The following is a 17,348-nucleotide window of genomic DNA, read 5'->3' on the forward strand; positions in this document are numbered from 1 at the left end:
TAGCTAACGGGAAATAAGTGTTGTGTAACTGTTTTAGGGCTCATGGGATTTTGTATTTTTAAGATCTTGATATGGTTCTGTCCCTTCAACATCTTCACAACCATCTTGATGATCTAAATCGCAAGCTTGTTGAAAATAACGTTGAGCTGTCCTTTTATCCTGTTTGACTCCAATGCCATATTTATACATCACCCCCAAGTTGTAATAACCCCTAGCATCCCCCAGTTCCCCTGCTTTTTGGTAGTACTGTAAAGCTCTAAGATACTTTCTAGAAGTGCCTTGGCCGTTTTTATACATCAAGCCCAAATGATAGCAAGCCTCACCACTCCCCAAATCTGCTGCTTCTTGAAAGTCTTGCAGAGCTCTGGAATAATGTCTACTCTTATAGGCCTTTAAGCCAGACTTAAGATAAAAGTTTGCCTTTTCACTCGTCTTGACGCTGGTATATTCACTAGCATAATTCCCACTTAAACACAACAAAATCAGCAACACCATTTGACTCGTACTTTTTACTAAATTTGCCATTTTTCTCCCTTAAAAGATGAGATTATTATAGTTTAAAAAATAAAAGTTTTCTATTAGATTTCATGTGCGCTCTTTGCAGGGACACGGGCTTACACTAGACAATTTATCTAGGCGGTTTTTAAAGCTAAAAACCAAACCGATTCGTTCCTACTAGTTATCTCCTTGATTTAACTTTAATTTTTTAATTAAATCTTTAATAAAATCTACAAAGATCCACCACTTCCTCCATTTGAGGGTTTTTATAAAAAACCTTGCTTTAGTTTTTTAAAATAACTTCTGTGCTCTCTGCCTTTTTTTGGGTTGTAAGCTTTTTAGGGTTTTTGCCCTCCACCCACTTAAAGGCCCTTTGTCTTGTTGCTCAAAAACAACCTTGTTGACAATTTGATCCGCTATAAGCATTATGGAATTGTTTACTTTGTAGGCTTAAAGTCTCGGCGCATTTTGATAAAATTTAAAGGAGCAGCAATGCGACACGGAGATATTAGCAGCAGTCCCGACACCGTTGGCGTGGCGGTGGTGAATTACAAAATGCCTAGGCTACACACCAAACAAGATGTCCTAGACAATTGCCATAAAATTGCAGACATGATTACAGGCGTGAAACAAGGTTTGCCTGGGTTAGATTTAATCATCTTTCCTGAGTACAGCACGCACGGCATCATGTACGACCGCAAAGAAATGTTTGACACGGCGGCGAGTGTGCCTGGTGAAGAGACCACGATTTTTGCCAACGCCTGCAAAAAGAACAAGGTGTGGGGCGTGTTTTCTTTAACGGGTGAAAAGCACGAAGACCCTAAAAAGAATCCCTACAACACCCTCATTCTCATCAATGACAAAGGTGAGATCGTGCAAAAGTACCGCAAAATTTTGCCCTGGTGCCCCATTGAGTGCTGGTATCCGGGGGATAAAACCTATGTCGTGGATGGGCCTAAAGGCTTAAAAGTTTCGCTCATCATCTGCGATGATGGCAACTACCCTGAAATTTGGCGTGACTGCGCCATGCGTGGGGCTGAGCTCATTGTGCGCTGTCAAGGCTATATGTATCCGGCTAAAGAACAACAAATCACAATGGTCAAAGCCATGGCATGGGCGAACCAGTGCTATGTGGCGGTGGCCAACGCCGCTGGGTTTGATGGAGTGTATTCTTACTTCGGACATTCCAGCATTGTAGGCTTTGACGGACGCACTTTGGGTGAGTGTGGGGAAGAAGAGTATGGGATTCAATACGCCCAACTCTCTGTGCACGAAATCCGCGATGCACGCAAACACGACCAAAGCCAAAACCAACTCTTCAAACTCTTACACAGAGGCTATAGCGGGGTCTTCATCAGTGGTGATGGAGATAAAGGCGTGGCCGAATGCCCCTTTGAGTTTTACAGAACGTGGGTGACTGACCCCAAAAAAGCCCAAGCCAATGTGGAGAAATTCACAAGACACCACATCGGCGTGAAAGATTGCCCCATCTACGATTTGCCACATTAATGTAATTTTGGCAATCTTGGGCGCAAGGCGTGCTATAATAGCGGGTTCTGAAAAAAGATAAGAGGAGAACCCATGAACAGACACGCCTTGACCACCGCTTTTTTGGCGGCTCTTTTCATCACAGGGTGTGCTGCCCAAAGCACCCCTGCTAAAAGCACAGCGCCTAGCAAACCCGCCGCTACACAAAAAGCCCCTGGCGCAAAACAAACGACACAACAAAGCACCCAGCAAAACCAAGACGATGACGGCATCAACTATGAAAGATCTTTAATTCGGGGGAAAAAGTAGGGTTGAGTGGTGTGTGGGCTAGGTCCACAAGAAACTGCAAGCTAAATTAACGAGCAAGTCTTTACAAGCAAAACTGCAGACTAAGGGCACAACTAGAAATCCACAATCCGTCTAAGCACTTGTTGGGTAAAAAAGTTTACAAGGAAATGGTCGGAGTAGCGGGATTCAAACCCACGACCTCACCCACCCCAAGGGTGCGCGCTAATCAGGCTGCGCCATACTCCGTAAAAGGCTGATTCTATCCAAACAAAATTAACTTTAACTTAAGTTTTAGTGCGCCTGTAAGTTTAGCGTAAGCCCTGCACAAAACAGCGCACTTCTTTGTCTAACGCTTGGATTTGCTCCAAATTTTCTAAAGCAGGAGTTGGCCTTTAAAATGTTCTAGGCTCTTAGCCACTAGGGCATTGATGTTGCCAAAGGGTATGGCTCCCGTTTTAAAGGCTCTTAGGGCCTCTTCATTGCTGGCGTTGAGCACCACGCCTAATTTGGGTTGATCTAGAAGGAGGTTTTTAAATCTCCAAAGGGGGTATCTATCGGTGTCTATGGGTTCGAATTTAAGTGGGGTGCTAAATATCTCTAGGGGTTTGATAGGAGCTTTGGGGACATTTTGGGGGCTTAGGGCGTGCAGGATGGATAAGCGCATGTCAGGACGGCTTAAGTGCGCATGGTAGCTTTGGTCTTTAAAGCGCACTAAGGCGTGCACGCTAGAGCTGCGCTCAAGGCACGCATCCACTTTAAGCCCCCCAAAGAGCCAAAAGGCTTCCAGCACTTCAAAGAGTTTATTGACCATGCTCGCCGAGTTGATCGTGATGTCTGCGCCCATGTGCCAGTTAGGGTGTTTTAGCACCGCACCAAGGTTTTGGCTGGCGATTTGCTCTAAGGGGGTGTCGCGCAACGCCCCCCCGCTGGCCGTTAAAAACAGCGTGTCTACACTCTCTTCAGCTGTGTTTTTGAGCAGTGAGTGGAGCGCAAAGTGCTCGCTATCGATGGGCAAAATCTTCGCCCCTTTTAAAAGCCACCCACCCACCACTAAGGACTCTTTATTTGCTAAAGCTAAAGTCTTGCCCGCTTTAAAAGCGCACAAGCTGGGCTCTAACCCGCCAAAGCCCACAAGGGCGTTTAACACTAAGGAACTTTGGGCACGCGCCACCATTTGGGCGATCCCCTCTGCTCCAATAAAAATTTCTGTGCCTTGCGGGGCTTTTAGTAGAGGGTAGTCTTTTTTGTCTAAAATGGCGACTTTTTTAGGCTTGTGGGCGGCGATTTGTGTATTTAGTAGCTCTACATTGCGCCCCGCACTTAAAGCCTCTATGGGTAAGTTAAACAGCTGTGCCACCTCTAGGGCTTGCCGCCCCACTGAGCCCGTGCTGCCTAAAATGATCATAAAGCGGCTTCTATAGCGGCTTTAGTACGCAACAAGAAGTGCAAACTTATGGCGGCAAAGAACATGGCATCTAGGCGGTCTAACACCCCCCCATGCCCGGGCAAGATGCTTCCGCTGTCCTTCACCCCCGCCCGCCTTTTTAAAGAGCTCTCATACAAATCCCCCCAAATCGCGCTGATACTATGAGAGCACTGGTTACGAAGGCATAAAGAAAGTCTACATATTTTAAGCCCACCAGCCCCCCCACCACACTCGCAAACATGAAGCCGATAAAATACTCTTCAAGGGTTTTTTTAGGCGAGGTGGGGCTTAGGGGGATGTTGCCAAAGAGTCGTCCGCCAAAATACGCCCCCACATCGGTAAACACCACCACCACTACAAGCCACACCACCGCCATCACCCCAAACTCTCTAAATAGAGCCAAAATGTAGACAAAAGGCAAAGTGGGGTAAATGAAGATAAAGCTGTGGCGCACATCAAAGCCCTTATAAGCCAAGAACCCGACCACAAACATCCCTATCATCACCACACTCTCAATGGGCGGGGCGATGTAGACAAAACACCACACAAAGATCAAGCCCACATAATGCCACACATTGGGCGCATAGCCATAGATTTTTTGATAAAGGTGCAAGGCTTCGTGCCCGCCGATCAAATAAGCCGCTCCTAACACCGCCCAAAACACCCATAAAGAGTTTAAAGAAAAAACCACAATGGCTAAAAGAACTAAAGCCCCTCCCGTGAAGTAACGCGCACTTTCGCCAAAAAATTTTGATTTAAGTTTCATGACAATCCTTAGCGTACAAAAATAAGATGAACGAGGCTGTAAGCAAAGCCGCTGATGAGGACAATCCCGATCAAGTTGAGCCACAAGCCGGCCTTGATCATGTCCTTCATTTGCAAATAGCCCGAGCCGTAGGCGATCGCGTTGGGCGGTGTCGCCACAGGGAGCATGAAAGCGCAGGTGGCGGCAAGTGCCACGGGGATGGTGAGTGAAAGCACCTCAGCCCCCTTAAAGCCCAGCCCCAACGCCACGCCCCCTAAGACGGGTAAGAAGGCCGCCGCCGTGGCGGTGTTGGAGGTGATCTCGGTCAAGAAGATCACCATCGTTGTAACCAATACAATCAAGAGCAAAAGGGGGATGTGGCCTAGCAGGGCGACTTGTTTGCCAATCCACAAGGATAAGCCCGTTTTAGAAAATTGTGCTGAAAGGGCTAATCCCCCCCCAAAGAGCAGCAGCACATCCCACGGGAGCTTTTTCATGGTGTTCCAATCAATGAGACAGGTGTTTTGCGCGGGGATAATGAATAAAAGCACGGCCACAGACATCGCGATGATCGAATCGATGTTAGGGATTTTAATCCCCCTAGAGTGCAAAAAGCTGCCTAAGAAAATCCAACTAAGAGAGGCGACTACAAAGAGAAAAGCGACCCAACGCTCCCCGGAGTTCATCGCACCTAGTTTTTTTAGCTCTTCTTGAATCATCTCTTTGCCCCCGGGGATGTTTTTAATTTCAATGGGAAAGATCGTATAAGTGAGCAGGGCCCAAGCGGCAAAGAGCATGAGTAAAGATAAAGGCATGCCAAGGATCATCCACTTGCCAAAGTCAATTTTCACATGCATGGCCTCTTGCATGTAACCGGCTAAAAGCGCGTTGGGGGGCGTACCTATGAGCGTGCCCAGTGAGCCAATAGAAGCACTGTAAGCGATGCCTAGCATGAGACACACGCTAAAATTGGTGCGGTGCACCGGGGTCTTAGCGTCCTGCCCCTTATCTACGATGTTTTGTAAAATCCCGCCCTGTGTGCTGGCGCGTGAAAGCGGGCTTGAATCTAAGGGCGTGGCTTGCCCCTGCTTTTCTTCTAAGAGTTTGGCGACCAATTGCAGCACGCTAAGCCCCACGGGCATCATCATCACCGCCGTGGCGGTGTTAGAAACCCACATAGACAAAAATGCGGTGGCGAGCATAAACCCGGCGACTAAGGCCCTAGGGCTAGTCCCCACTAGGGCGATGATGTTTAAAGCGATTCGGGTGTGTAAATTCCACCTTTGCATCGCCATCGCCAGCACAAAGCCGCCCATGAACAAAAAGATAATGGGGCTTGCGTAACTCGCCCCCACTTCTTTAAAACCCGCTACACCACAAAGGGTAAACAGCACTAAGGGCAACAAAGCGGTCGCCACCAACTCAATGGCTTCGCTCATCCACCACACCCCCATTAAAACCGCAATGGCAGCGACAAAGGGCATGCTCTCGATCCTCAGCTTGGGTTGATTGAGGCTGTGCTGGATGCTTTCTAAATGGTGTGCCATAGAAAAATACACCAACAACGCCAACACCAGCCCAGCAACAAACCCGACCCATGGGATACAACGGGTGCTACCCGACTGCGGCATGACAATCCTTGAAAACTAAAATTAAACTTTCATTCTAAGCTAATATACTTTTTCATGCACTTAAAGTTACTAGAAAACTACCAGCGGTAGCCCAAAGATGCAGAGAAAATACGCAATTGTCCCAAATCGTTTGATTGGTAATAGCTATTGCGGTTGCTTTTAAAGGTGAAAGTCCCCCCCCAACCGATGTCAAAGCCCCTAAAGTTGTACTTCGCCCCAAAGGCGATGGTGTAGCCATTGGAGTCGGGAATGCCGATGGCCTCTTGCGGGCTGGGGGCTTGATCGTAGCTAAACGCCCCCATCAAGCGCAAAGAGCGCCCCATGTAAGTCGCCCCCACCCTAAAGGTGTTGGTGTCGCGCCAGCCCGCTCCCATGTTCATCACCCCGCTAAAGTCTGCCAACCCCACCATTTTTTTTAAGGTGGCTGCGTTTAAAGTCTGCACCGCCCCACCAATGCCCTGGTAACTCGCATTGGCAAAGTCGGGGGTGACCAAGAATTTATTGCCCTGCGACCAAAAGGTGCGCCGGTACACCCCCTCAATGCGCAAGTGGTGCTTAAAAAACTCGTGGGCGTAAGCGATGTCTAGCATTTCTGGCAAGGACACATTGATGTTCAAATGCCCCCTTGTTAAAACATCGCCTAAGCTAGGACCCAACTCAGTCAAGGCGGTTAAATCCCCGTGCATGTTGAATGTCACGCTGCTGTTGTAAACCACAGAAAACATGCCATTGTCAAACACGCGCATGCTCGCCGCCGCCCGATAACCCCCACTCCACGCACTGCCATTGCTCTGTTGCACCACTTGCGCCGTTCCATACAGATCGGAGTCGGCTTGTTGTAGCCCGCTGTATTGCATGATTTGCTTGAGCCCGCTGTAATAGGCTTGGCAAGATGTGGAGTTGGGGTTGACATTGGGCTGGCAGTTCATGGCGGGTTGCCAGCCGATGTTGGCAAGCTGCTGGCGCATAGAGCTTGGCACTTGTTGGCTAAAGACTTTGTTAGGCAGACCCAAAATTTGGCTCGCGGTGAGCACAGAGGCACCGTGCAAAGGCACATACACAGTGTTGTTGAAGCTGCCGGTGGCATATAGTCCGCGCCCCGACACACCCACAGAAAAGCGGTTGCCAATGGTATAACTAATGCTCGGAGCGACCTCGACCATCATAATAAACACATCGCGCAAGAACTCGCCCCCGGGCCCATGCCACTTCATGCCAAGCCCTGAAGGGGCGGTAAAGCTCCCTCCAAAAGTAAAGCCGTTGTGCGTGCGGCTCTTGTAAAAGAATTTGGGCAACACAAAATTAGTCGTGCCCGTCCAACCGGGCACCACTTGATTGCTGGGCATGGAGGCTACGGTGAAGACCTTTTGGTTGGTTAGATTCTCTAGGCCATTGATGAGCTTTTGGGCGGCGGGCATGCCATTGACGATGATTTTATTGCCTATGGTGGAGCCGACATCGCCTAGCCCCAAAATGTCAAGAATTTTCAATAAATTCTGCTTGCTCTTGTCCACCACAAGGCTGGTGATGGAGTAGAGTCCCTGATTGCTGCTAGGCACCATAAACCTAAAGGCCGGGATGTTGATGACCGTGCTTGTCACTTCAAATTCGCTGCGATTCTCCCCCCAATCGTTGGTAAAACCCATGTTGGCGGGGTTGTAGTAACTCGCATCCGCCCCGCGTGCCCCGGCCACATAGGCCGAACCCAAAGCGGTGCCATTCAGGCTCTGCTCGGAGATTTGAAACCCATTGGCCGCCAAAGAAACCGGTAAAAAAGGCCATAAAAAGCGTAAGCGCAAAACAAGCTCCCTAAATCATTGCGGATGGTAGGCTTCAAACACGATCGCCACACCCGTGGTCATGTTTTGAAACAAGGTTTTTTCGGGGTTGCGCTCGTAGTAGATGAGCTGCCCATTTTCTACAAAACGCTGAATCAGCGTGCCATTAGGAGCGATTTGCTTGCCTAGCCCATGAAAAATGTCGCGCCCGAGCACGATGTCGTCAAATAAATCGCCATAGCTCACTTTGCCAAACATGTCCCTAGCTGCGCTCCACTTCGCCGTGCAAGTCCCTGAAAAACAAATGTAGTTTTTCTTGATGACAATGTCGCCTAGGCGTTTGCTGAGTTTATAGAGCACTAATTCTAAATCCCCTTCTTTGGTGCGCCCAATGGTCCCGTAGTCGTAAAAGCGCAACACGGGCGTGTAAATGTAAATGAGCTTGAATTTCTCCAACTCTTGTCTGATCTTAGCAGCTTGTTCCCTTTGACGCTGCGCATAACTCTTCTTAATAAAGAGCTTTTTATGGGGTTTTTTGGGCTTAGCCACTTTAGGCTGGTGGTTACACGCGCTTAAAAGCAGTCCAAAGAGCCCGGCTGCTAACAACCGCCCCCAAAAAACACCCCAACGCAAAATTTAAGCCCGCTGCCTTATCCGCGCGCGCGGTTAAAGACGTTGTACCAAATGCGCCCATCGAGCTTGAGTTCCATGCTCACTTGGCACAGCCCATCTTTGTAGATCGTTTCGGTGATCTCGGCGTTGCGGATCAAGGCATTGACTTTGGTTTTAATCACGGAGTTTTGCAAAATCATGTCTTTGACTGTGTCAGTCGCATTCACACGAATCCCATACATTTTTTCGCCTAGTTGGCGGTAGCCATCTACGATCGCCGCCCTTTTAGCAAGAGCGAGGGCCTGGGAGGGGGAAATGGTCGATTCAGGTGCCACACCCATGCCCACTGCGCTAAGTTCGATCACATTGGTGGGAGTGAGGATCGGAGTGTTGGCGATCATGCCATTTTCGCCCGCTGAGGGAGCGACACTTTGGTTAGAGTTGTCAAAGCGGGTCGTGATCTGTGGAGAGGTAGGGGCTTCTTTGGGGAAAACGGGCATGGAGTGGGGGCTGCGCCCATTGTTAAAGGTCGTGGGCGGATAAATGGGGGCTTGTAGACCTGTGGCTGAGGGCGGGATGAGCTGCGTAACACCGGGTTTTTTAAACCAGCCACACCCCACAAACGCTGTTGCTAAACCAACAGAGAGGCACAAGGGGACGGCCTTTTTCAAAACGCCAACACCGACTGCCAAATTCGCTTCTCGCTTCATCACGCAAACCTTTTAATAATTTAAGCCCCCATTTTAACACAAAAACCCTAAAATTTGTAAAAAGCCTGCGTGCGTTTTTGAATCAAAAACACAGCAAAGAGCAGGGCAAAGCTCAAAACGCTCAAGATGAGGGCGTATTGATTGGCTAGCGTTAAATTGTTTGCTTCGGTTTGGGTATAAATGGCGATGCTAGCCACCCTAGTTTGCCCTTCAAGGTTGCCCCCCACCATCATCACGACCCCAAATTCGCCCACAGTGTGCGCAAAAGTCGTGATGGCCGCCATCAATAAGGCGGGTTTGATGTTGGGCAGCAGTACCCGAAAGAAGGTAAAAACCTTGCTTTTGCCCAAAGTATAGCTGGCTTCTCTTAGGGACTTTGGCAAACTCTTTAGGGCGTTTTGGATGGGGTTTACCATAAAGGGTAAAGAGAAAATGACGCTGGCAAGCACCAAACCGCTAAAGCTAAAAACAAAACGGATGTGAAACTTTTGCAAAAACGCCCCCAGGGGGCTTGTGGGCGCAAAGAGCACCAAAAGATAAAAGCCTAGCACCGTGGGAGGCAAGACTAAAGGCATCCAAGTTAAGGTTTCCACAAAAAGTTTGAACACCCCGTCTTTAAACGCCAAATACGCCCCCAAAGCTAGCCCGATGGGGTATAAAATCAAGGTCGTGAGGCCCGCCAACTTGAAGGTGAGGGCGAGCGTGGCGATGAAATCAGTTGTCAAAGGGGGCGATCAAATAGCCATAGGCTTTTAAAAGGGCTTGCCCTTTGGCGCTTAAAATGAAACTTTCAAATTCTTTGGCTAATTTTTTGCCCCCGCCCCATTTAGTGAGCACCATTGCTTGCTCGATGGGGCTGTAATACTCTTGGGGTATGACGAAATAATGCGCCTTTTTATCCATTAAAGAGAGGGCGCTAAAGCCTAGCTGTGCGGCTTGACTAGCAACATAGGAGGTTGCCTGCCCCACGGAGTTGGCCTCGGCGATCTTAAGCTGCAAAGTGTCGGCAAGGCGCAATTTTTTCAACACTTCCATGCCCGCGCGTCCATAGGGGGCGAGGGTGGGGTTGGCGATGGCCAAATGGTCGTAAGAATCGCGCAGCGCGTCTAAGGATTTGACCGGCTTAGTTGCGCTCCAAAGCACCAACACCCCTCTAGCATAGACTTGCACGGGGTAAGAGGTGTAGCCGCCTCGCACCAGTCGTAGGGGGCGGGCTTTGTCAGCACTGATGAACAAATCATAGGGCGCGCCTTGGGTGATTTGGTTAAACAACTGCCCTGAAGAACCAAAGCTGATCAAAACTTTATCCTTGGGGTGTTGCTTTAAAAACGCGGTTTTGATCGCCTTTAGGGCTTGGCCTAAATTTGCCGCCGCCGCAATCTTGATCTGTGCTCCAAAGCAAGAACACACCACCAAAGCGAAAATGAATAAACGCATATAAATCCTTTCTATGTGAAAATTATCACCCTATTATAAGCTCATACAGACAAATATTGAGTTGTGCTACAATGCCTGATTTAGCCTAAAGGGAGCGCATGACAAATCTAGAGAGAGTGGAACAGGCGATCAACGCCCTCAAAAATGGGGAGTTGGTGATTTTAATGGACGACGAGGATCGCGAAAACGAGGGGGATTTGGTGATGGCGGGCATTTTCACCAGTCCTGAGAAGATCAACTTCATGGCAAAATACGCCAGGGGGCTCATTTGTGTGGCCCTCACCCAAGAGATCGCGAGCAAATTTGATTTAAAACCCATGGTGAGCCACAACGATTCCAAGCACGAAACGGCCTTTACGATCTCCATTGACGCAAAGGCCGCCAAAACGGGCATTTCCGCCTATGAGCGCTCACTCACCATTGAGCTACTGTGTAAAGAGCACAGCAGCCCCGCCGACTTTGTGCGCCCGGGGCATATTTTCCCCCTGATTGCCAAAGAAGAAGGGGTGTTGGTGCGCACAGGGCACACAGAGGCGAGCGTGGATCTATGCAAATTAGCGGGGCTAAAGCCAGTCAGCGTGATTTGCGAGATCATGAAAGAAGATGGCTCTATGGCAAAGAGGGGGGATAAATTCCTGCTAGACTTTGCCAAAACCCACGAGCTAAAGATTTTATATGTTTCCGATATTGTGAGTTATCGCCTGCAGAGCGAAAACTTATTAAACCTTGTGGAGGAATCACCCGCCCACTTGGCGGGCGTGGCTTGCAAGAGCTTGGTGTTTTTAGACCATTTAAAGCGCAAACACTTTGTCTACCAATTTGGCAACCTAAACGATGCCCCTTTGGTGCGCTTCCACATCATTAGGAGCGATCGCGAGCTCTTGAGCCATGCAGCAAACTACGGCTTTTTTATGCGGGTGGTGGAGCGGCTGCAGCTTGAGGGTGGGGTGCTGATCTTCATTGACCCGCAGGCTAAAGTGCACGACACGCTGAAAAACTTTGGCATCGGGGCACTGGTGCTAAAGAGCCTTGGCATCAAATGCTTTAGGCTTCTTACCACGCAAGATCGCCCCGAGTACACCGCTCTAAAGGGCTTTGATTTGGATTTATTAGAGGCGATTTGCCCCTAAGTTTTGCGCGCATAAAGCAGCCCAAAATTCACCCACTTAAACAGCACTTCCACATGCTTAAAGCCCGCTTGCTCCATGAGGGCCATGTTTTCTTGCAAGCTGTAGGGCACAAGGACATTTTCTAAGGCTTCTCGTTTAAAGCTGATTTCATTTAGGCTATAACCTTGCGCTTGCTTGTAAAGGTAGTAGAGTTCGACCATTTGCTTATCTAAAATACGATCCAAGCTCATCATTTTTTCCGCCACAAGGAGCACCCCCCCGGGTCTTAGAGCGGTAAAAATGCGCTCGATCAAGGCTTGGCGTTGCAAGGGACGGACAAATTGCAAGGTGTAGAGCAAGGCGATAGCCCCCGCGTTCTCTAAAGGGGTGTTTAAGAGGTCTTCACAGCGAAAGGTGATATTGGGGGCCTTTAGTTTTTCTCTTGCCTTTTCTAGCATGCTGGGCGCATTGTCTACGCCCACTAAGGAGGTGTCAGCGGGCAGTAGGGGCGCAAGCGTGGCTAAAAAATTGCCCGTAGAACAACCCAAATCATAAACCACGCCCACCAAATCCTGCGCCACAAAGTGGCTGGCAAGTTTCAAGGTTTCTTGGTAGTGGGGGATGCTTCTAGTGAGCATGTCATCAAACATGCCCGCCACTTGGCTATCAAACTCAAAGCGTTTAGGCAGGGGGGCACAAAAAAGGGTGTCTTTCAAAGTTGGGCGAGCCCAAAGACGGGAGAGCTAGGACTGGCATAGGCTTTTTTAGGGATTCGTCCGGCTAGATAGCTTTGGCGCCCGGCTAAAACGGCGTGCTTCATGCTCTTTGCCATTAAAACAGGGTCTTTGGCTAGAGCGATGGCAGAGTTGGTTAAAACCCCATCCGCGCCTAGCTCCATCGCAATGCTTGCGTCCGAGGCACAGCCCACGCCCGCATCCACAATCACAGGCACACTCACCGCTTCCTTGATGAAACCGATGTTGTAGCGATTTTGTATCCCAAGCCCGCTGCCAATGGGTGAGGCTAAAGGCATCACGGCACTCGCGCCCGCATCTTCTAGCTTTTTAGCCATGACGGGGTCGTCATTGCTGTAGGCAAGCACACAAAAGCCGTCTTTGGCAAGGATTTTACACGCCTCTAGAGTCTCTAGAGTGTCGGGATAGAGCGTGCGCTGATCGCCGATGATTTCAAGCTTAATAAAATCAATCCCCGTTGCTTCTTTAACAAGCCTAAAAAGCGCAATGGCTTCTTTGGCGTTGACACAGCCGGCGGAGTTGGGTAAAAAGCTGATGTGCGTGTCTTTAAAGGTGTCTAGCAGGTTTTCGCTATTGGGGTCGGTGATGTTTACCCTTCTCACCGCCACGGTGAGCATGTCCGCCCCGCTAGCTAAGGTCGCTTCTTTGGTGGTGGCAAAGTCTTTATACTTGCCGCTGCCTACAATGAGGCGGGAGGCAAAGGTCTTAGAGCCGATGATGAGGGGGTCTTGCACGGCTAGGCTTTCTTATGCACGATTTGGTTGATGTAATAATCCACAGAGCCCAAACCTTCCTTTTTTGCCCACTCTAAACACTCGGACACAAACGCCCAGTTGATGTGTTCGTAGAATTTCTCCAAATACACAGGGCGGGCGTTTTTGTGATCGATGTAGTAGGCGTGTTCCCACACATCCACGACTAGAAGGGGGACTTTCTGCTCGGTTACAGGGGTGTGGGCGTTGCTGGTTTGCACGATCTCAATTTTGCTTGTCGCGGGGTTATAAACCGCCCAATTCCACCCGGAGCCAAAGAGCGTGGTGGCACTTTTAATGAAGGCTTCCTTAAAGGCTTCGAGTGAGCCGTAATCGGTGGTGATGGCGTGTTTGAGTTCTTCACTCATTTCGGTCGCTTTAGGACTCAAACAATCCCAATAAAAATCGTGGTTGTAAATCTGCGCGGCGTTGTTAAACACCCCTCCACTAGACTTAGTGAGAATAGTGAACAAACAACTATCTTTAAACTCCGTGTCCTTGACGAGGTTGTTGAGGTTGTTGACATAAGCTTGGTGGTGCTTGCCGTGGTGGTAGTCAAAGGCGGTGGGGCTTAAAAAATCTCCCATGCTGTCTTTGCTGTAGGGCAAATTTCTTAAAACAAACATGTTTTCTCCTTGAATTTGAGTTAGGGGGCTATTATAATCATTTTAATGAAAATTTGATAAACGAGCCTTGTTTAAGACTCTAAGAGACGGTTTAGCAAGAGATCTTGTTGCTCTTGAAAAACCAAAATGGGCTCTTTTAGGCCATTGTTGAGGTAGTCCACATAGGGCTTGCTCGTTTGGTAGTAGGCGCGGTTGTCGCGCATGTTGATGGCGACTTGGCAGGGGATTTTGTTGGCACTGAGGTAGTGCAGGTTTAACAAGAGATTGTTTAACATGCCAAGCGTGCCTCCGCTAATGAGGAGCAATTTGGTCTTTAGGTAGAGGGCTAAGTCCACAATCCGCACCTTCTCATCTAAAGGCACGAGTAGGCCCCCCACGCCTTCAATGATGAGAAGGTCGCATTTTTCTTGCAGAACCTTGAGCTTTTTTTCAATGTATTTAAGGTCTATGGGGGGCAGGTGGGGTTCAAAGCGCGCCGCCACAAAGGGACTAGCCGCTAAAACATAGCGGTAAAAGCTGATGTCATCTAACGTCAAATCGGAGTCGATGTGCTGGTTTTCTTCTAGGAATAAGTCGGCATCGCTTTTTTCTTGAGTGTTGATGCCTGTTTCAATGGGCTTGGCAAGTAGGGTTTTGATGCCTTTTTCGTTGTAAAGTTGGGCGAGTTTAAGGGCTATGGTGGTCTTGCCCACATCTGTATTGGTGGCGCTGATGAAAATTGGGCGACGCATTGAATATCCTTGTTTTGTGGGTTTTGGTAGTGGGGTATTATAATACAAATGCCCCCTAACGATACTTTTAGCTTAACTTTTCTATAATGGGGCTAAATTTTGTGTGAGGACTTGCCATGCTTAGAGTGCTTTTTGGGATTAGCGACACACAAGAGTGCAGAAGCGGGGTGGATGCGGCAATTAGGCTCTTTTCTCAGATGAAGGAGGTACATTTCACCTTGGTGCATGTCAGCCCCGAGGTGTTGATTTACCCCGAGAGTGGGATCATGAATTACAGCCAAACCGAGGTGGCCGAGAACGAGCAATCCAAGCATCTCATTGATGAGTTCACGGAGCTGTTCGCCCAACAGGGCATTTCTTGCGAAACGGTGTTGAAAATGGGTAACCCCGTGGACATCATACTAGAAATGGCACCTAGCTTTGATTTATTAGTCATTGGGGCAAGCGAGTCGTCCATGTTCTACCGCCTTTTTGGCTCACACCAAAATAGTTTCATTGACAACTCCCCCATTCCCGTGTTGGTGGCAAAGTGATGCCCCCGATCACCACAAGGCTCAACCGCCTGTTAAACGCAGCGATGGCTTTGGCGAGCAAGCTCTCACACCGCTACATCACCCCCGAGCATTTGTTCTTTATCATGCTCAACGACAAAGAGGTGCAAGGCTTCTTAAGGCGTTTGGATTTAGACATTGAAGAGGCGAAGCAACTCACCCAAAACTACCTCACCGAGAGCATTCCCACCTATGAAAATGCCCTGGAGGGGCATGGCAAAACCCCCGTCAATGACGAGCATTTAAACCGCTTGTTTCAGGCCTTAAGTCGCTACGCCAAAGAAATGCCCCACAAGGTCCTGGATGTGCAGGATTTACTGTGGCTCATGGTAGAAAAAATCCCCTGCTATGCCACAGACATTTTGAAAACCTATGGCATTGATGGCCCTAAGATCTTAGAGCAGCCCCCCTTAACCTTCTCCAAAGAGAAAACCCCCGCTTTAAGGAAGTTCGCACGGGATTTAAACGCCCTAGCCTCCAAACACGCCATCGACCCCGTGTCGCATAGAGAGATAGAGATCCAAAAAGTCATTGAGGTTTTGGGGCGGCGCAAGAAAAACAACCCGCTCTTGGTGGGCGAGCCGGGCGTGGGTAAAACCGCCATCGCCGAGGGGCTAGCCTTAAAGATTGCTAACCAAGAAGTCCCCCCTTTTTTATTGGGGCGCACCATTTACGCCCTAGATTTAAGCGCGATGGTGGCGGGCAGTAAGTATCGGGGTGAGTTTGAAAAGCGCCTCAAAAAAACCCTAAAAGAGTTGCAAAAGGACAAGGGGAGCATTTTATTCATTGATGAAATCCACACCGTACTGGGGGCGGGGGCTTCAAGTGCGGGCGCGCTGGATGGGGCAAACATCCTAAAGCCCATGCTCGCCGATGGCTCTTTGAGTTGCATAGGGGCGACTACCTTTGACGAGTTTCGCACGGTGCTTGAAAAAGACAAGGCCTTTTGCCGCCGCTTTAGCAAAATTGACATTTTAGAGCCCTCTAAAGAGGATTGCTATGGCATCCTAGAAGACATCTCCACTTACTATGAGCACCACCACAAGGTCAAGTACAGCAAAGAGGCACTGAAGGCGTGCGTGGATTTGTCCGTGCATTACCTGCATGAAAACTTCCTGCCCGACAAGGCGATTGACTTAATGGACATGGCCGGCTCGTTTAAAAAAATCTACGCTCCAAGCAGCCACCCTCCCACCATCTCCAAAAGCGACATTGAAAATATCCTATCTTTTAAAATAGACATCCCCAAGGCCCACATTAGCCCCGAGAAGAAAAACCACCTCAAAGGGCTAGAGGATCAACTCAAAAAAGAGGTTTTCGCCCAAGACGAGGCGATCGCCCGTTTAGTAGAAACCATCAAAATCCACGCTTCGGGTCTAGCTGGGTTAAGAAAACCCGTAGCAAGCTTTTTATTTGTCGGACCTAGTGGGGTGGGCAAGACCGAGCTAGCCAAAGCCCTAGCCAAGCACCTACACCTACATTTAGAACGCTTTGACATGAGCGAGTACAAAGAACCCCACAGCATTTCTAAGCTCATTGGCGCGCCCTCGGGGTATGTGGGCTTTGAGCAAGGCGGGCTCTTGGTAAATACCATAAGAAAGCACCCCCGCTGTGTGCTGCTCTTAGATGAGATTGAAAAGGCGCACCCCAATGTCTATGACCTGCTTTTGCAAATCACAGACGATGCAACCTTGACCGACAACACTGGGCGCAAGAGCGACTTTAGCCATACTATTTTGATCTTAACCTCCAATGCAGGCAGCCAAACCCTAGGCAAACTCGGCTTTTTAGAGGACAACACCCACCGATACCAAAACGCCCTAAAAGAGATTTTAAGCCCTGAATTGCGCTCAAGACTAGACGCAATTTTAACTTTCAAACCTCTAGACTTGGCGCATTTGGAGTGCGTGGTGCAAAAAGAATGCAAGAAAATAGAGGCCATGCTTGCTCCCCGCAACATCAGCTTAGCGGTGGATAAATCCGCCATAAGCCACCTCGCCGCTTTATGCCAAAAAGACCCTTTGGGTGCACGCATTGTAGAAAAATTAGTCCACCAGCACATTAAAGTCAAGTTGAGCGACGCGCTGCTCTTTGGCGGGCTCAAAGAGGGTGGGAGTGCGAAGTTCACATGGCGCAACCAAGAAATGCAATTAACGCTCAAAAGCGCAAACAAACCCCGCAAACTGCGCCAAACCACGAAAACGCCCTAAA

18 protein-coding genes, 1 tRNA gene and 1 pseudogene are annotated in these 17,348 nt (G+C 49.1%); 5 read left to right on the forward strand and 15 right to left on the reverse strand.

Annotated elements, in window-relative coordinates:
- Positions 1-33: 33 nt before the first annotated feature.
- Positions 34-525, reverse strand: a complete 492-nt coding sequence (locus QUE23_RS08460; protein ID WP_286348589.1) for a tetratricopeptide repeat protein — start codon at positions 523-525, stop codon at positions 34-36.
- A 465-nt stretch (positions 526-990) separates the two neighbouring features.
- On the opposite strand from QUE23_RS08460, the gene QUE23_RS08465 reads away from it, so the two are divergent.
- The gene (locus tag QUE23_RS08465) at positions 991-2,007 is read left to right on the forward strand and encodes an aliphatic amidase (RefSeq protein WP_285758221.1); all 1,017 of its coding nucleotides are present in this window, start codon (positions 991-993) and stop codon (positions 2,005-2,007) included.
- Between the two features lie 72 nt (positions 2,008-2,079).
- Positions 2,080-2,295 (forward strand): hypothetical protein, encoded by a 216-nt coding sequence (locus QUE23_RS08470; RefSeq protein ID WP_286348590.1) that lies wholly within the window; start codon positions 2,080-2,082, stop codon positions 2,293-2,295.
- A gap of 147 nt (positions 2,296-2,442) precedes the next feature.
- Here the strand turns inward: QUE23_RS08470 and QUE23_RS08475 are convergent.
- The 10 genes and pseudogenes from QUE23_RS08475 to modA all read right to left on the reverse strand — a co-directional run bounded on the left by QUE23_RS08475 (position 2,443) and on the right by modA (position 10,613).
- A tRNA-Pro gene (locus tag QUE23_RS08475) sits at positions 2,443-2,520 on the reverse strand.
- 62 nt (positions 2,521-2,582) lie between these two features.
- Positions 2,583-3,679 (reverse strand): annotated as a pseudogene (gene dxr, locus QUE23_RS08480) (1-deoxy-D-xylulose-5-phosphate reductoisomerase).
- Positions 3,676-3,837: a phosphatidate cytidylyltransferase gene (locus tag QUE23_RS10065; protein WP_353622228.1), complete on the reverse strand. Its 162-nt coding sequence runs from the start codon at positions 3,835-3,837 to the stop codon at positions 3,676-3,678. The pseudogene dxr and the gene QUE23_RS10065 overlap by 4 nt, the downstream one beginning before the upstream one ends.
- Positions 3,819-4,466: a phosphatidate cytidylyltransferase gene (locus tag QUE23_RS08485; protein ID WP_353622229.1), complete on the reverse strand. Its 648-nt coding sequence runs from the start codon at positions 4,464-4,466 to the stop codon at positions 3,819-3,821. The genes QUE23_RS10065 and QUE23_RS08485 overlap by 19 nt, the downstream gene beginning before the upstream one ends.
- Positions 4,467-4,474: 8 nt before the next feature.
- A complete protein-coding gene (locus tag QUE23_RS08490) occupies positions 4,475-6,076 on the reverse strand; it encodes an SLC13 family permease (protein WP_286348591.1) in 1,602 nt (533 codons plus the stop codon).
- A 77-nt stretch (positions 6,077-6,153) separates the two neighbouring features.
- Complete coding sequence (locus tag QUE23_RS08495) at positions 6,154-7,875, reverse strand: OmpP1/FadL family transporter (protein WP_286348592.1); 1,722 nt, start codon at positions 7,873-7,875, stop codon at positions 6,154-6,156.
- Between the two features lie 15 nt (positions 7,876-7,890).
- Entirely contained in the window at positions 7,891-8,403 is a 513-nt protein-coding gene (locus QUE23_RS08500; RefSeq protein ID WP_434802017.1) for an HP0838 family lipoprotein, read from the reverse strand.
- A gap of 101 nt (positions 8,404-8,504) precedes the next feature.
- Positions 8,505-9,137 carry an LPP20 family lipoprotein gene (locus QUE23_RS08505; RefSeq protein ID WP_434802018.1) on the reverse strand — a complete coding sequence of 211 codons (633 nt, stop codon included), beginning with the start codon at positions 9,135-9,137 and terminating at the stop codon, positions 8,505-8,507.
- An 86-nt stretch (positions 9,138-9,223) separates the two neighbouring features.
- Entirely contained in the window at positions 9,224-9,901 is a 678-nt protein-coding gene (gene modB / locus QUE23_RS08510) for a molybdate ABC transporter permease subunit (RefSeq protein WP_286348594.1), read from the reverse strand.
- Positions 9,891-10,613 carry a molybdate ABC transporter substrate-binding protein gene (gene modA, locus QUE23_RS08515; RefSeq protein WP_286348595.1) on the reverse strand — a complete coding sequence of 241 codons (723 nt, stop codon included), beginning with the start codon at positions 10,611-10,613 and terminating at the stop codon, positions 9,891-9,893. Before modA ends, modB begins: the two co-directional genes overlap by 11 nt.
- A 98-nt stretch (positions 10,614-10,711) precedes the next feature.
- Between modA and QUE23_RS08520 the strand changes: the two genes are divergently transcribed.
- Positions 10,712-11,743, forward strand: a complete 1,032-nt coding sequence (locus QUE23_RS08520; RefSeq protein ID WP_286348596.1) for a bifunctional 3,4-dihydroxy-2-butanone 4-phosphate synthase/GTP cyclohydrolase II — start codon at positions 10,712-10,714, stop codon at positions 11,741-11,743.
- On the opposite strand, the gene cmoA is transcribed toward QUE23_RS08520, so the two are convergent.
- From cmoA to bioD, 4 genes are all read right to left on the reverse strand, one after another.
- Positions 11,740-12,438 (reverse strand): carboxy-S-adenosyl-L-methionine synthase CmoA, encoded by a 699-nt coding sequence (cmoA, locus tag QUE23_RS08525; RefSeq protein WP_286348597.1) that lies wholly within the window; start codon positions 12,436-12,438, stop codon positions 11,740-11,742. The two genes, QUE23_RS08520 and cmoA, sit on opposite strands and share 4 nt — an antisense overlap.
- Positions 12,435-13,211, reverse strand: coding sequence for a thiazole synthase (locus tag QUE23_RS08530; protein ID WP_221272077.1), 777 nt, complete (start codon positions 13,209-13,211; stop codon positions 12,435-12,437). Before QUE23_RS08530 ends, cmoA begins: the two co-directional genes overlap by 4 nt.
- Before the next feature lie 2 nt (positions 13,212-13,213).
- Entirely contained in the window at positions 13,214-13,855 is a 642-nt protein-coding gene (gene sodB, locus QUE23_RS08535) for a superoxide dismutase [Fe] (protein ID WP_286348598.1), read from the reverse strand.
- Positions 13,856-13,926: 71 nt separating this feature from the next.
- A complete protein-coding gene (gene bioD, locus QUE23_RS08540; protein ID WP_286348599.1) occupies positions 13,927-14,586 on the reverse strand; it encodes a dethiobiotin synthase in 660 nt (219 codons plus the stop codon).
- A 116-nt stretch (positions 14,587-14,702) separates the two neighbouring features.
- Between bioD and QUE23_RS08545 the strand changes: the two genes are divergently transcribed.
- Positions 14,703-15,119, forward strand: coding sequence for a universal stress protein (locus QUE23_RS08545; protein ID WP_286348600.1), 417 nt, complete (start codon positions 14,703-14,705; stop codon positions 15,117-15,119).
- A complete protein-coding gene (locus QUE23_RS08550; RefSeq protein WP_286348601.1) occupies positions 15,119-17,347 on the forward strand; it encodes an AAA family ATPase in 2,229 nt (742 codons plus the stop codon). The genes QUE23_RS08545 and QUE23_RS08550 overlap by 1 nt, the downstream gene beginning before the upstream one ends.
- Position 17,348 lies beyond the last annotated feature (1 nt).

This window comes from Helicobacter felistomachi (genome assembly GCF_030296895.1).
In the GTDB taxonomy this organism is placed as follows: Bacteria; Campylobacterota; Campylobacteria; order Campylobacterales; family Helicobacteraceae; genus Helicobacter; species Helicobacter felistomachi.

Coding starts and splice junctions, on each gene's coding strand:
- QUE23_RS08460 (WP_286348589.1), bottom strand. CDS start 525: ATGGCAAATTTAGTAAAAAGTACGAGTCAAATGGTGTTGCTGATTTTG.
- QUE23_RS08465 (WP_285758221.1), top strand. CDS start 991: ATGCGACACGGAGATATTAGCAGCAGTCCCGACACCGTTGGCGTGGCG.
- QUE23_RS08470 (WP_286348590.1), top strand. CDS start 2,080: ATGAACAGACACGCCTTGACCACCGCTTTTTTGGCGGCTCTTTTCATC.
- QUE23_RS08485 (WP_353622229.1), bottom strand. CDS start 4,466: ATGAAACTTAAATCAAAATTTTTTGGCGAAAGTGCGCGTTACTTCACG.
- QUE23_RS08490 (WP_286348591.1), bottom strand. CDS start 6,076: ATGCCGCAGTCGGGTAGCACCCGTTGTATCCCATGGGTCGGGTTTGTT.
- modA (WP_286348595.1), bottom strand. CDS start 10,613: ATGCGTTTATTCATTTTCGCTTTGGTGGTGTGTTCTTGCTTTGGAGCA.
- QUE23_RS08520 (WP_286348596.1), top strand. CDS start 10,712: ATGACAAATCTAGAGAGAGTGGAACAGGCGATCAACGCCCTCAAAAAT.
- sodB (WP_286348598.1), bottom strand. CDS start 13,855: ATGTTTGTTTTAAGAAATTTGCCCTACAGCAAAGACAGCATGGGAGAT.
- bioD (WP_286348599.1), bottom strand. CDS start 14,586: ATGCGTCGCCCAATTTTCATCAGCGCCACCAATACAGATGTGGGCAAG.
- QUE23_RS08545 (WP_286348600.1), top strand. CDS start 14,703: ATGCTTAGAGTGCTTTTTGGGATTAGCGACACACAAGAGTGCAGAAGC.
- QUE23_RS08550 (WP_286348601.1), top strand. CDS start 15,119: ATGCCCCCGATCACCACAAGGCTCAACCGCCTGTTAAACGCAGCGATG.